Here is a 14620-nt window from a genome sequence, read left to right as displayed (position 1 = left end):
CGCTGGTGCTGGGGTAGCAGACCTAGCTATAAGCCAGAGTCACTAGATCTGGTCGTACCCGTATTCCTCCAGTGGGACGGAGGCGCCGGTGTAGTCGCCGTATGCCTCGTCGCCGTAGATGCCGTCGCCGAAGGACGGGATCGAGTAGGCGGCGGAGCGGGCGGCTTCCGTCGGCTTGACCGTGATGTTGCGGTAGCGCGAGATACCGGTACCAGCCGGGATCAACTTACCGATGATCACGTTCTCCTTCAGACCGATCAGCTGGTCAGAACGCTTGTTAATAGCAGCGTCCGTGAGCACACGCGTGGTCTCCTGGAACGAAGCGGCGGACAGCCAGGACTCGGTTGCCAGGGAGGCCTTGGTGATACCCATGATCTCGGAGCGCATCTCTGCTGGCTCGCCACCATCTGCAACAGCTGCAGCGTTGACCTGGCGTGCCTCCGACAGATCCACAAGTGTACCCGGCAGGAACTCGGTGGTACCCGAGTCGATGACGGTGCCGCGTCGCAGCATCTGGCGGATGATGATCTCGATGTGCTTGTCGTGGATGGACACACCCTGGGTGCGGTACACGGCCTGCACTTCGTCGATGAGGTGCTTCTCCACACCACGGCGGCCGAGGACCTCGAGCACGTCGTGCGGGTCAGCAGCGCCGCGCAGGAGGCGGTCGCCCACGTTAACGTGGTCGCCTTCACGCAGGGAGCGCTCGATCATCGCGTTCGGGTTGGACTCCATCGGGCGGCGGACCTGTGCGAGGCCCTGGCGCTTCGACAGCTTCTCGTAGACCACAACGTCGGAGCCGTCATCCGGGTGGATGGTGAGCGTCCAGAAGTTGCCTTCGTCCTCGAGGGTGACGGTGCCGGCCACGGATGCGATCGGGGCGCAGTTCTTCGGCACGCGGGCCTCGAACAGCTCCTGAACACGTGGCAAACCACCGGTAATGTCGCCACCGACACCACCCTGGTGGAAGGTACGCATGGTCAGCTGGGTACCAGGCTCACCAATCGACTGTGCAGCCACGATACCGACGGCTTCACCGATGTCGACAAGCTTGCCGGATGCCATGGACTTGCCGTAGCACTTCGCGCAGACGCCGGTTGGGGTCTGGCAGGTCAGGACGGAGCGGACCTTGACTTCTTCGACACCGGCGGCGACGAGGGCGTCGATACGCTCTTCCGAAAGCTCAGCGTCGGCTTCGAGCACAACGTTGCCCTCGGCGTCCTTCGCGTCGGATGCCAGTACTCGGCCAGCGACGGAGGTCTCGACGAACTCGTCGCGGACGAACTTCTCACCGGCAAGCTGCGCAACTGGAACCTTGACTCCCTGGCGGGTGCCGCAGTCGTGCTCGCGGACGATGACGTCCTGGGCGACGTCGACAAGACGGCGGGTCAGGTAGCCGGAGTCTGCGGTACGCAGTGCCGTATCCGCCAGGCCCTTTCGGGAACCGTGGGAGTTGTTGAAGTACTCCATCACTGTCAGGCCTTCGCGGAAGGAGGTCTTGATCGGGCGGGTGATGTACTCACCGCGCGAGTTCACGACCATGCCCTTCATGCCGGCCAGGGTCCAGATCTGACGCATGTTACCGGCAGCACCAGACTTCACGATCATCGGAATCGGGTTGTCATCCGGGTACAGCGCCTCAACTGCTTCACCGACCTGGTTGGTGGCGTCCTGCCACAGCTCCACGAGACGGTCGTAGCGGTTCTCCTCGGTCAGGGCACCCTTCTCCCAGTACTTGCGCTCGATCTCTTCGGCGCGCTGCTCGTACTGCTCGAGGATTTCCGTCTTGTTCGGAAGCACCAACACGTCGGACATGGAGATGGTCACGCCGGAACGGGTCGCCCAGTAGAAACCGGCGTCCTTCAGCTTGTCCAGCGTCTGGGCAACGGTAATCATTGGGTACTTCTCCACCATCGACTGGATGATGTCGCCCAACAGCACCTTGCCAGCGCCGCCGCCCTTACGGACCATCGCGCCTTCCTGGTACGGGAAGTTGAACGGAAGCAGCTCGTTGAACATGATGCGACCAAGGGTGGTCTCCATCATCCAAGCCTGGCCCTTCGACCAGCCGTCTGGGAACTGCTCAGCTTCAATCTCAATCGTCGGACGCAGGTGGTCGATGCGCACCTTGATCGGTGCCTGCAGGCCAAGTACGCCCAGGTCGTAGGCCATGATGGCCTCACGGTAGGAGGAGTACACGCCCTTGGCTGGGCCGTTCTCGTCGGCTGGGGTGAAACGACCCTCGCCGCCGATCTCGTCCTCGCCCTTTTCCATGGTCAGGAAGTACAGGCCGGTCACCATGTCCAGGCGAGGCATCGCCAGTGGCTTGCCGGATGCCGGGGACAGGATGTTGTTCGAGGACAGCATCAGGATGCGGGCCTCTGCCTGCGCCTCCGCGGACAGTGGCAGGTGGACTGCCATCTGGTCACCGTCGAAGTCAGCGTTGAACGCCTCACAGGCCAGCGGGTGCAGCTGGATTGCTTTACCCTCGACCAGCTTCGGCTCGAACGCCTGAATGCCAAGACGGTGCAGGGTTGGCGCACGGTTCAGCAGCACCGGGTGCTCGGAAATCGCCTCTTCGAGGACGTCCCACACCTCAGGGCGCTGGCGCTCCACCATGCGCTTCGCCGACTTAATGTTCTGCGCGTACTCATTGTCCACGAGGCGCTTCATCACGAACGGCTTGAACAGCTCGAGCGCCATCAGCTTCGGCAGACCACACTCGTGCATCTTCAGCTGCGGACCAACAATAATGACCGAACGGCCAGAGTAGTCCACACGCTTACCCAGCAGGTTCTGGCGGAAGCGACCCTGCTTACCCTTCAGCAGGTCAGACAGGGACTTCAGCGGACGGTTGCCTGGGCCCGTGACAGGGCGGCCTCGACGGCCGTTGTCGAAGAGGGCGTCGACAGACTCTTGCAGCATGCGCTTCTCGTTGTTCACGATGATCTCTGGGGCACCCAGGTCAATCATGCGCTTCAAACGGTTGTTGCGGTTAATCACGCGACGGTACAGGTCATTCAGGTCCGAGGTGGCGAAACGGCCGCCGTCCAGCTGCACCATTGGACGCAGCTCCGGTGGGATCACCGGGATCGCGTCCAGGATCATGCCGGCAGGATCATTGCCGGAACGCTGGAACGCAGCCACGACCTTCAGGCGCTTCAGTGCGCGGACCTTCTTCTGGCCCTTGCCCTCAGCGATGATGGTGCGCAGCTCCTCCGCCTCAGCTTCGAGGTCGAAGTTGCGGATCAGCGTCTGGATCGCCTCAGCACCCATGCCGCCAGTGAAGTAGTCCTCGTAGCGGTCCACGAGCTCTTCGTAGAGGAACTCGTCGATAATCATCTGCTTCGGAGCAAGCTTCTGGAAGGTGGACCAAATTTCGTCGAGGCGCTCAACCTCGCGCTCGCCGGCCTCGCGGATGTGCTGCATCTCCTTGTCAGCAGCGTTCTGCACCTTCTTGCGGGCAGCAGCAGTCGCACCGGCAGCCTCGAGCTCAGCGAGGTCCTCCTCCAGCTTCTGCGCACGCTCCGCAATCTCGGCATTCGCGTCCTGCTCGACTTCCTTCTTCTCGAGCAGCATCTCCGCCTCGAGCGTCGACATGTCGTTGTGACGCGCCTCCTCATCAACACTGGTGATGATGTTCGCGGCGAAGTAAATGATGCGCTCCAGATCCTTCGGAGCAAGATCCAGCAGGTAGCCCAGGCGCGATGGGACGCCCTTGAAGTACCAAATGTGGGTCACCGGTGCGGCCAGCTCAATGTGGCCCATGCGCTCACGGCGAACCTTCGACTTAGTGACCTCGACGCCACAACGCTCACAAATGATGCCCTTGTAGCGGACACGCTTGTACTTGCCACACGCACACTCCCAGTCACGGGTAGGACCGAAGATGCGTTCGCAGAACAGGCCGTCCTTTTCCGGCTTCAACGTGCGGTAGTTAATCGTTTCGGGCTTCTTGACCTCACCATGCGACCAACGACGGATGTCGTCAGCAGTAGCCAGGCCGATGCGAAGCTCGTCGAAGAGGTTTACGTCAAACACGTAAATTCCCTTTCACCTCCCCAACGACGGGGAGGATTGCAGTTGGATAGATTCTTTCGTTCGTTCCTGGCTTAGGCGGTATCCGCCGCGGAGCCCTCGTCACGTGACAGGTTGATGCCAAGGGAGGAACCGGCCTGATCAAAGTCGTCATCATCGCCGTCGAGCTCCATCGGGGTGCCGTCCGTCGAAAGGACTTCAACGTTCAGGCACAGCGACTGCAGCTCCTTGAGCAACACCTTGAACGACTCCGGAATACCCGGGTCAGGGATGTTCTCGCCCTTCACAATGGCCTCGTACACCTTCACGCGGCCAACCACGTCATCCGACTTAATCGTCAGCAGTTCCTGCAGCGTGTAGGCGGCACCGTATGCCTGCATCGCCCACACCTCCATCTCACCGAAGCGCTGGCCACCGAACTGGGCCTTACCGCCGAGCGGCTGCTGGGTAATCATGGAGTACGGACCAGTGGAGCGAGCGTGAATCTTCTCGTCAACCAGGTGGTGCAGCTTGAGCATGTACATGTAGCCGACGGAAATCGGGTACTTGAATGGCTCGCCGGAGCGGCCGTCGAACAGCGTGGTCTTGCCGTTCTCATCGACCATGACGTCACCGTCGCGGTTCGGCTTGGAATTCGCCAGCAGACCAGCGATCTCCTCGTTCGTCGCGCCGTCAAACACTGGGGTCGCGGTGAGCGACTCCGGCGGGACGTCGTACAGATGCTCAGGCAGCGTCTCGAGCAGCTTAGCGTTCGCAGGATCGTCCGGGTTGACCGTCCAACCAGCCTTCGCCAACCAACCGAGGTGTACCTCAAGGACCTGGCCAATGTTCATACGACGCGGCACACCGTGGGTGTTCAGAATGATGTCCACCGGGGTGCCATCCTCCATGAACGGCATGTCTTCCTGCGGCAGAATCTTGCCCACGACACCCTTGTTGCCGTGGCGGCCAGCCATCTTGTCGCCGTCCTGGATCTTGCGCTTCTGCGCAACATAGACGCGAATCATCTCGTTGACGCCTGGGGACAGATCGTCGTCGTCCTCGCGGGAGAAGCGACGAACCGCGATGACCTTACCGGTCTCACCGTGCGGCACCTTCAGGGAGGTGTCGCGGACCTCGCGGGCCTTCTCACCGAAGATGGCGCGCAGCAGACGCTCCTCCGGAGTCAGCTCGGTCTCACCCTTCGGGGTGACCTTACCGACCAGGATGTCACCGTCACGCACGTCCGCACCGATGCGGATAATGCCACGCTCGTCGAGGTCCTTCAGCACGTCCTCGGACACGTTCGGGATCTCGCGGGTAATTTCCTCTGCACCCAGTTTGGTGTCGCGGGCGTCGATCTCGTGCTCTTCGATGTGCACGGAGGTCAGAATGTCGTCCTCAACCACGCGCTGGTTCAGGATGATCGCGTCCTCGTAGTTGTGGCCTTCCCACGGCATGAACGCAACCAGGAGGTTGCGGCCGAGCGCCATCTCACCGTTCTTGGTGCCAGGACCGTCAGCCAGCACCTGGCCAGCCTCAACACGCTGACCATGGTCAACGATCGGAACCTGGTTGTAGCAGGTGCCCTGGTTCGTGCGCTCGAACGTGCGCAGCATGTAGGTGTCCTGGATGCCTTCGTCATCCATGACGGTGATGAAGTCACCCGTCACATTCGTGACGACGCCGGCCTTCGCTGAAATAATCGTGTCGCCAGCATCGTACGCAGCACGCTGCTCCATACCGGTGGCCACGTACGCGGCCTCAGAACGCAGCAGCGGCACAGCCTGCTTCTGCATGTTCGCACCCATGAGGGCACGGTTCGCGTCATCGTGCTCGAGGAACGGAATCATCGCCGTTGCCACGGACACCATCTGGCGTGGGGAAATGTCGAGGTAATCCACGCCCTTCGGGCCAACGACGCCGATGTCGCCGTCCTTCAGGCGGACCTCAATACGCTCACCAGTTAGGTTGCCGTCCTTATCCATCGGGGTGGCCGCCTGCGCAATTGCGTAGCGGTCCTCTTCGTCCGCGGTCAGGTAGTGGACCGTATCAGTCAGCTTGCCGTCTTCGACCTTCTGGTACGGCGTCTCAATGAAGCCGAACGCGTTGACGCGTGCGTAGGAAGCCAACGCACCGATCAGACCAATGTTCGGGCCTTCCGGCGTCTCAATCGGGCACATGCGGCCGTAGTGCGACGGGTGCACGTCTCGGACTTCAATGCCGGCGCGCTCACGCGACAGACCACCAGGGCCCAGCGCCGACAGACGACGCTTGTGCGTCAGACCAGACAGAGAGTTGTTCTGGTCCATGAACTGCGACAGCTGCGAGGTGCCGAAGAACTCGCGGATCGCCGCGGAAACCGGGCGGACGTTAATCAGCGAGGTCGGCGTGATGGACTCCGCGTCCTGCGTCGTCATGCGCTCGCGCACAACGCGCTCCATGCGGGACAGACCAACGCGGACCTGGTTCTGGATCAGCTCGCCTACCGTGCGCAGACGACGGTTACCAAAGTGGTCAATGTCGTCCGTGTTGATCGAAATGACCTCGCCCTCTGGGGAAGTCATCTCGTGCTCACCTGCATGCAGGCGCACCAGGTACTCGAGGGTCGTCGCGATGTCTTCCTCGGTCAGCGTCATCAGGCCGTCGTGGTCGCCGCCAAGACCGAGCTTGCGGTTGATCTTGTAACGGCCAACTCGTGCCAGGTCGTAGCGCTTCGCCTTGAAGAACGAGTTCTCCAGCAGGGACTGCGCGAGGTCGCGCGTCGGCTGCTCGCCCGGGCGCTGCTTGCAGTAAATCTCCAGCAGCGCCTCGTCGGTGTTCGCCACACCGTCATTCTCGAGGGTGGACATCATGATCTCGGAGAAGCCGAAGCGCTCCGTGATCTGCTCCGTCGTCCAACCAAGCGCCTTCAGCAGCACCGTCACTGGCTGACGACGCTTACGGTCAATACGCACACCAACCGTGTCACGCTTATCGACGTCAAACTCCAACCACGCACCGCGCGAAGGGATCACCTTCACCGCGTGCAGCGGCCGCTCCGTCGACTTATCAATCGTCTCGTCGAAGTACACGCCCGGCGAACGCACCAACTGCGAAACAACAACACGCTCAGTGCCGTTGACGATGAAGGTGCCCTTGTCCGTCATCAGCGGGAAATCACCAATGAACACCGTCTGAGACTTAATCTCCTGGGTTTCATTGTTGATGAACTCCGCCGTCACATACAACGGCGCGGAGTAGTTAATATCTTTTTCTTTACACTCGTCGATCGTGTCCTTGACATCTTCGAAGCGCGGCTCGGACAGCGTCAGGCTCATGTTGCCCGAGTAGTCCTGGATTGGAGAAATCTCTTCGAGAATGTCCTCCAAGCCACTCGTGATACGCGCGTCGGCGCCGCGAGCTTCCTGCTCACGCTCACGCCACTCCTGCGTACCAACAAGCCACGCGAAAGATTCAAGCTGTACATCAAGAAGACCCGGGACAGCGATCGGCTCTGCGATCTTCGCGAACGAATAACGTTCGGGAGCCCCGGGAATTTCAGCCATTGACATGGTCTGGTTTGAGACTGCCAAGTTGGGTCCTTCCAGCACCTAAGGCGGACGCCGATCTCTACTCTGGCTCTGTAAAAATCGGCGTTTCCGCTGGGTAGATTAGCATTCGGTCTGCTTCGGAATACCCGCCCCCAGAGACAGCAAAATCACCTTGTCAAGTCAGCGCTTCGAAAATTCTCGACGCCAACAAAGCAAGGTTGACATAGCGGACTGGAGACGGCTTCCAGTGCACCGAATGAGTTTACACAATGCACCCAATGTTGTAAAGGGCAGCAACAATCCCCCGATTCAATGCCGTCGCGGGGAAGCTTAGCACTAAACGCAGGCGCGACGCTAACGCCGACGCGGCCACAACGCGCCAACCAGACCAATCAAGGTCAGCGCACCACCCAAACCGAGCACGCCCCATGTGAAGGCTTGCTGCGTGGAAGGTCCGTAGGCGCCGTCGAGAAGCGAGATGAGCTCGGCCGTCTGCTGCTCGTCCATCGCGGCGTCGTAGGAAACAATGCCCTGGACCTCATTGCCGTCCACGTCAGCATAATAGTCGTTGACGCGCTCCTGCATCCCCACGACCACGCCGGTGATCTGATCAACCAACAACTCGCGCTGCGCGCTATGCGTATAGAACGTGCGGACCGGCTCACCTTCTTCCCCTTCGACGGTCAACGTGTTTCGCATATCCGCGTACCGCTGCGCCACGTTCGTTGGCGCAATGACCTGCCGGAACCGCAGCACCGTGCGCCCAGCAACCGATTCCTCTGCGACGAACTCCGCGGGAGCAGCCCCACGCAACACCGGGTCGAACACCTGGGACGTCTCCTGCTTCACCGGCGATGGCAACTTCAGCCACGACCCCTCCACCGGGACATCGACGGCCGGCATCGCCATCACAAGCTGGACCTTTGCCGGTCCCTGCGCCTCACCGGTTTCACGGTTCAAGGTATACGTCCACGTGCTCGCGCCGACAAGGTTTTCAAAGTCCGTACCCGCGTCCCCCGCACGCAACGTGTCCCCCACGCGCACGCTGGCAGAGTCCTTGCCCGCCGGATTCTGCACCTCCATGTGCAGCTGGTGCACCACCGGGGACGGCTCGCCCTCGCGGGTGCCGTCAGAATCGGCCATTGTCAGCGTTACCGCCCCAAGGTCCAGCGGTAGCTTCGCGCCCGAGTTCAGCACACGCGGGGCCAGCAGACCGCCAACCAACAACGCAATACCGAGGCCCGCCAACAACGAAGCAATGATCCTGGATTTGGGCAGCATGGTGCGAAATCTTAGCACACAACGCGAAACACCCCGCCAGTCACAGTACGTGGCAACGGGGTGTTCGTCGAAAAGCTATGCAGCCTGCGAGATTACTTGAGGGTAACCTTTGCGCCAGCCTCTTCCAGCTTGGCCTTTGCAGCCTCTGCATCGTCCTTGTTTGCGCCCTCGAGGATAGCCTTTGGAGCACCCTCGACCATTTCCTTGGCGTCCTTCAGGCCCAGGCCCGGAACGAGCTCGCGGACAACCTTGATGACACCGATCTTCTTGGCGCCAGCGTCCTCGAGAACAACGTCGAACTCGTCCTTCTCCTCTGCAGCAGCAGCGTCGCCGCCAGCAGCGCCCGGAGCAGCAGCAACAGCAACTGGTGCAGCAGCGGTAACGTCGAAGACCTCCTCGAATTCCTTCAGGAACTCGGAAAGCTCGATGAGGGTCATTTCCTTGAACTGCTCAATGAGCTCGTCCTTAGACAGCTTAGCCATGGTGGCTTCCTTTCTATTGGTGGGCGGTTAGCCCAAGTTTGTAAGTGTGTTATGCGGCGTCGTTCTGCTTGTCCTGCAGCGCAGCGACAAGGCGAGCCGTCTTGGATGCCGGAGCCTCGAACAGCCCAGCAGCCTTTGCCAAAGAACCCTGGAATGCGCCAGCGAGCTTTGCAAGCGTGGTCTCGCGGTTGTCCATCTCAGCGATGGCATCAACCTGAGCGGCGTCGATGGCAGCGCCATCCATGTAGCCACCCTTGATCACGAACGCGTCGTGATCCTTGGAGAACTTCTTCATGACCTTAGCAGCGTCGACAGCCTCGCCCTTAATGAAAGCGATAGCGGTCGGGCCGGTCAGAAGCTCGTCGAGACCCTCGATGCCGTGCTCGTTCGCAGCGATCTTGATGAGGGTGTTCTTGGCGACGTGGTATTCGACATCGAAGCCGAGATCGCCACGAAGAGTCTGCAGCTGACCAACGGTCAGGCCACGGTACTCCGTCAGCACGATGGAGCTAGCAGCGTCAAACTTCTCCTTCAACACAGCAAGCTCGCGCTCATTCTTCGGATTTGCCATTACACACGCCTCCTTCCAATAACTTCATGTCCTTCAATCCGCCCGGGACACAAAAAGTGCCCCGTGCAGAAGCACGAGGCACCATTAGAAAGGTAGGCCACGTTCCTCCTGCGTGGGTCGACCCCTGGAGAGGGGTACCTTCGGCCCCGAAGGGCGACCGACGGTCTTCGGTGAAACTTGAGCTCGGGTATTACCCGTTCAAACTTCGTTGTGGAACCCTACACGTCTTCTTGCGTGCGCGCAACTCCGCGCAACATCCGCGCCGCCACCACGAACAACGCAATGCCCCCCAGCAGCGCCATCAAGCCAACACCGAGGATGAGCCCGCCCCAGAAACCGCTGGCAGTCACGCCCGTTGCGGGTTCCTCCTGCGCTGCTCCCTGGTCGAAAGATGAGACGATGCCACCGCCACCAGCCTGTATCGGAGCATCCGGGATCGCCCTTCTTGTCGACGTCGGCTTCGCCCCTGTCGCCGTTGCCGCCTTCTGCTTCGGTGCCGACGTTGTTGTGGACTTCTGCGCCGGTTTCTGCGCTGTCGCCTGCTTTGGTGGCGCCTGCTTGGTCGCGGCCTTCGCTTCCGTCGCACGCACAGTACTTATTACAGTGCGCGGTGGCACTGGCTTTGACGGCGCAGTCGTTGCTACTGGCCGTAGCTTGTGGCCGAACTTGCTCAACTCCTCGTCGATTGAGCGGATCCCCTTCGCCAATGCACCCATCCACGTGTCGCTGGTCGCTGCATTGGAGCCGCACGAGTCCAGCTCACGATACCCGCTCGCGTGCTGTTCGCGGGCCGTCGCGATGGCGGCGTCGCCGACCGCGAAGACCGCAACGAGCTCCGCGGAGTCAAACGCGAAAGTCACGGCGTAAAGTCCAGGCTCGGTGAATCCGAATGCCTGGTGGTCATGGGCGTTCGCCGGGTAGCTCAGCGTGCGGGACTTGTCGCCGGAGTCCAGCTCGAGCTTCGCGCCCTGCAGACCCTCGTGCCAGGTGTACATACGGCCGGGTCCGGCGACAGCAGTAATGCGGACGGTGGCGGGGGCTGGGTGGTGGGTTGTCGAGAACCCGAGCCATGGCAGGTCCGCCTTCTGCGACTGCGGCAACACCCACATGCGCTCGGGACGGTTGGGGAACGTGTCGCGCAGCGTCGCAGGGATGTCCTGGCGCGCGCGGTCGGGAACCTCGAAGAGGAAGGTGCCGCTGGAGTGTCGCGCGGGGTTGTTGGGGTCGCGGTCGTCGATGAGCGCGGCCTCCCCCGTATCGACGGGCCCCATGTCCATATGCCCGTTCGCGATGAACGCCTCCGGGCGGGTGCGCAGCGCGGCGCAGTGCTTCGCAGCGGGTGCGGGTGCGGGTGCCGGTGCCGCGGTTGTCACTGGTGCTGTTGGTGTTGGTGTTGGCGGTTGCGTCGGTGACGGAGTGGGCGTCGATAGTGCGGGGGTGCGAAGTCCCGTCGTGGTGCCCTCCGGCAAACCGACGTCCGCGTCGGTGCCAACCAGCCAGTACTGGTCGGTCCAGCCGGTGTACTCGGTCTCACCGTTGGTCAGCTCGGCGCGACCCTGCCAACGCAGCTTATAAACGCCGGGCTTCGTAAACGTCCAGTTGAAATGGCCGTGCGCGCCAACCTCATACTCGACGGTGCGCATCTGTTCGTCAGCGCTATTGAAGAGGCGCTCGGCCGGCGAGGCGGCGTTCTTAAAGAAGATCTGCACATCACCCGGACCATCGATGCCCAGCAGGTCGAAGTACATCATGTCGTCTTTGAAGTTGCTTGGCACAGCACCCGGCAGCTCGTGCGCCGGGTCAAATGCACCGATGCCGGACCAGATGGGGCGCCAATCATCGGTAAAATCCGCGTGCTGGGGCGCGAGCCACACCTGACTGCCCGGAGCGCCCAGAAAATCGAGGGAACCATCATCCGGGATGGTGAGGCGGGAGACGTCATTGCCGTCGGCGTCAGCGTCGAGAGGCAGACGGAAGCAGACGTCGCGCTGGTCGGTGACCTGCTGACCGTCAACCGCACCAATGGACAGCTGGCCGTCGAACCGGGTGCCGTACAGCGCGTCATTGTGGGAGTGGTAGAGCAACTTACGCCCGGCACAGGGGTGGTCAAGGTCCTCCGGGAGGACGACGCCATGCCCCGGGTCACCGGGTTGATGCCCGGCAGGCGTGGTCGCGTGCGCCGGGGTGACAGTAAACGCGATCAGCGCAACCACAAGGATGAGTCTGCGGATCATGCCCGCACCCCTTTCCTAGCGAAGAGCCAACTCGCACCGAAGATGGTAGTCACACACAGTACAATCGTTGCGCCGGTCGGCGAGTCAAACGACCACGCCAGCCATACACCAACCACGCTGCCTACCACGCCAATCAGCGCGGCGAGGATCATCATGGTCTCCAGGTTGTCTGTAAACAGTCGCGCGGCGGACGCCGGGGTAACCAACAGTGCCAACACCAGAATGTTGCCGATCGTCTGCACCGAAACCACCACCGCGGCCGTCACACACAGGTACAACACCAAGTCCAGGAGCGCGACGCGCACGTTCATCGCGCGCGCCGTCTCTCGGTCGAGCGCCACCGCGGTCAGCCACGGCCGTAACACCACCACCAGCGACACAATGACAGCACACGTCGCAGCACTGACTATAAGGTCGCGCTCACTCACACCTGTCAGCGAACCAAACAAGAACGAACTCAGCGACGCTGTGTAGCCCTCAACACGCGAAATAATCACCAGGCCAAGCGCGAACGCGGCCGCAAACACAATGCCAATCACCGCGTCCTCTTTCAGCGCACGCCGTTGCGATAGCACTGCAATCAACACCGCCACGATCAACCCGGCAACGGCCCCACCGAGCAGCACCGACACCTGCAGCGCGAACGCCAACGCAACGCCCGGAAACACGGCGTGTGCCACCGCATCCCCGATAAACGCCATACCGCGCAGCACCACAAAACACCCAACGACCGCGCACAACACGGACGCCAACACCGCCGCCGTCAACGCGCGCGGCAAGAACGCCAGGTGTGGGTTGGCCACGTCAGCCAAGAATTGCAGAAACCCGATCTCAAGCACGGGATACCTCTTTCACATGTGTTTGCAGCGCCGCCAGCCATGGCGAATCCGGGCCGACGTCGAACGTGTCCATCCAGGGGCGGGCGTCGTCAAGATCAGCGGGAGCCCCGTCCGCGCCGATGCCACCGCGGAACAGCAGGAGGCGATCACAAGAGTCAACAGCCTCCACGATGTTGTGCGTGGACATCACGATCGCGATTCCGCGGGAAGCCAGCTGACGAAACAGCGCTAGCAGCTGCTCAGTAGACGGGATATCGAGGCCGGTGAACGGCTCGTCGAGGAACAGCGCGCCTGGACGACGCACCAGGGCGCGCGCCACCAATACGCGTTGGCGCTGCCCTCCGGAAAGCGCCGCGATCGGCCGGTGTGCCAGGTCTTGGAGGTTCACAGCTTCGAGTGCTTCCGCCACAGCTTCGTGGTGCTCCGCCTTAGGCCGCGCGTACCACGGGCGCAGGTCAAGCGTGGCGTTCATGACAGCGGACGCGACATCGATCGGGAAATCCCAGGCGACGTCGTGACGCTGCGGGACGTACCCCACCACTTTGCGCACCGCGTGGCCCGTACACTCCCCTACCCGCACCGTTCCGGCTGCGCCGGGAATCAGGCCGAGCGTTGCACGCATCAGCGTGGTCTTCCCCGCCCCGTTCGGGCCGAGCAGCGCGACGAACTGCCCCGCAGGCACAAGAAGATCAACGCCCTCAAACACCGGGCGGCCCGGGTACCCGGCGCGCAAGCCTCGCACCTCTATAAGCGGTTGCGTGCTCACGCGCGACGCTCCTTCCGAGAACGCGCCACTAGAAGCGCCACCAGCGCGAGCACCAACACACCGATCACCCCACCAGCGATCAGCCCCGCATTCAGCGTGCTCTGGCTATCTGCCTGTTCTTCCGACGCAGCACCCTCGCGCCACGGCCCGTTGAACTGCGCGGACTGCGCCGCCGCTACGTCCGTCCCGTCGCCTACAGCCACGCGCACCAACTGCTCGTCCGTGTGAACGGTGCCAGCGTCATCCTTCACCACTGCTCGCACCCCGACCAGGTGCACTCCCGGCTCGGTGAAGACCCAATTGGCGTGGGTATGCGTGTTCGGCTCCACCCACATTGGCTGCACACCCGGCTCAGTAGTCGTCCACAGCAACTGTGGTGCGTGGAACCCGCCCGGTTGCAGGAACAGGGAGAACTCGCCTGGCCCTTCGTGTCCGCCGAACTCCAGGCTCACGCCGTTTCCGGAGTGTTCGAGCAGGCTCGCGGCCTGCGTGTTCCACCCCAGCCACGGCACCCCGGCAACCTCAGTCTGTGGGATCACCCAGACGTCTGCACCTGGCTTTGCGCCGGTGAAGGCGAAGTCGTCGCCGTCGGGGAGGGTTTGCTTCGCGGCATCGGTCACGCGGAACACCACGTCGTCGAGGTGACGCCATACGGGCGGTTGCTGTGTGTCGTCGCGAGCGAGAAATTCAAGGGTATCCCCGTTGAATGTCGCGCCTAGGTCGACGTGACCGGCGTCAATAACTGTGTGCTCACCGGCTGGCGCAATCGCCTCATCTGCGCTGACCACCTGTTGTAACGCAGGATCGTTGTTGGCGGCCTGCGCATTCGCGATCGCAGGAGTTGCCACGATCATCGCAGCAACCATCAGTGGGGTAATTCGAAGTTTCATTGTTCGC

At 61.9% G+C, this 14620-nt stretch carries 9 protein-coding genes; all 9 read right to left on the bottom strand.

The features are described 5' to 3' along the window. Positions 1 to 42: 42 nt before the first annotated feature. Entirely contained in the window at positions 43 to 4041 is a 3999-nt protein-coding gene (locus BQ4436_RS05330) for a DNA-directed RNA polymerase subunit beta' (RefSeq protein WP_070477529.1), read from the bottom strand. Between the two features lie 71 nt (positions 4042 to 4112). Continuing rightward, positions 4113 to 7610 (bottom strand): DNA-directed RNA polymerase subunit beta, encoded by a 3498-nt coding sequence (locus BQ4436_RS05325; RefSeq protein ID WP_070975786.1) that lies wholly within the window; start codon positions 7608 to 7610, stop codon positions 4113 to 4115. Between the two features lie 294 nt (positions 7611 to 7904). Beyond that, on the bottom strand, positions 7905 to 8831 hold the full coding sequence (locus BQ4436_RS05320; RefSeq protein WP_070975784.1) for a cell envelope lipid trafficking protein PgfA: 927 nt from the start codon (positions 8829 to 8831) through the stop codon (positions 7905 to 7907). Between the two features lie 92 nt (positions 8832 to 8923). Further along, positions 8924 to 9313 (bottom strand): 50S ribosomal protein L7/L12, encoded by a 390-nt coding sequence (gene rplL, locus BQ4436_RS05315; protein WP_070363121.1) that lies wholly within the window; start codon positions 9311 to 9313, stop codon positions 8924 to 8926. Between the two features lie 49 nt (positions 9314 to 9362). Beyond that, positions 9363 to 9884 (bottom strand): 50S ribosomal protein L10, encoded by a 522-nt coding sequence (gene rplJ, locus BQ4436_RS05310; RefSeq protein ID WP_070363122.1) that lies wholly within the window; start codon positions 9882 to 9884, stop codon positions 9363 to 9365. 218 nt (positions 9885 to 10102) lie between these two features. Next, positions 10103 to 12118, bottom strand: a complete 2016-nt coding sequence (locus tag BQ4436_RS05305; protein ID WP_070975782.1) for a choice-of-anchor M domain-containing protein — start codon at positions 12116 to 12118, stop codon at positions 10103 to 10105. After that, a complete protein-coding gene (locus BQ4436_RS05300; protein WP_070477522.1) occupies positions 12115 to 12957 on the bottom strand; it encodes an anchored repeat-type ABC transporter permease subunit in 843 nt (280 codons plus the stop codon). Before BQ4436_RS05300 ends, BQ4436_RS05305 begins: the two co-directional genes overlap by 4 nt. Next, positions 12950 to 13723 (bottom strand): anchored repeat-type ABC transporter ATP-binding subunit, encoded by a 774-nt coding sequence (locus BQ4436_RS05295; RefSeq protein ID WP_070477520.1) that lies wholly within the window; start codon positions 13721 to 13723, stop codon positions 12950 to 12952. The genes BQ4436_RS05300 and BQ4436_RS05295 overlap by 8 nt, the downstream gene beginning before the upstream one ends. Beyond that, the gene (locus BQ4436_RS05290) at positions 13720 to 14613 is read right to left on the bottom strand and encodes a choice-of-anchor M domain-containing protein (RefSeq protein WP_070975781.1); all 894 of its coding nucleotides are present in this window, start codon (positions 14611 to 14613) and stop codon (positions 13720 to 13722) included. The genes BQ4436_RS05295 and BQ4436_RS05290 overlap by 4 nt, the downstream gene beginning before the upstream one ends. Between the last annotated feature and the right edge of the window lie 7 nt (positions 14614 to 14620).

Origin of the sequence: Corynebacterium sp. MC3 (genome assembly GCF_900099485.1) — a bacterium.
Classification (GTDB): domain Bacteria; phylum Actinomycetota; class Actinomycetes; order Mycobacteriales; family Mycobacteriaceae; genus Corynebacterium; species Corynebacterium pseudogenitalium.
This window is presented reverse-complemented; position numbering and strand designations above follow the sequence as displayed.

Bases quoted from the DNA above. Each gene is read 5' to 3' on its own strand.
- rplL (WP_070363121.1), bottom strand. From the start codon at position 9,313: ATGGCTAAGCTGTCTAAGGACGAGCTCATTGAGCAGTTCAAGGAAATG.
- BQ4436_RS05290 (WP_070975781.1), bottom strand. From the start codon at position 14,613: ATGAAACTTCGAATTACCCCACTGATGGTTGCTGCGATGATCGTGGCA.
- BQ4436_RS05320 (WP_070975784.1), bottom strand. From the start codon at position 8,831: ATGCTGCCCAAATCCAGGATCATTGCTTCGTTGTTGGCGGGCCTCGGT.
- BQ4436_RS05305 (WP_070975782.1), bottom strand. From the start codon at position 12,118: ATGATCCGCAGACTCATCCTTGTGGTTGCGCTGATCGCGTTTACTGTC.
- rplJ (WP_070363122.1), bottom strand. From the start codon at position 9,884: ATGGCAAATCCGAAGAATGAGCGCGAGCTTGCTGTGTTGAAGGAGAAG.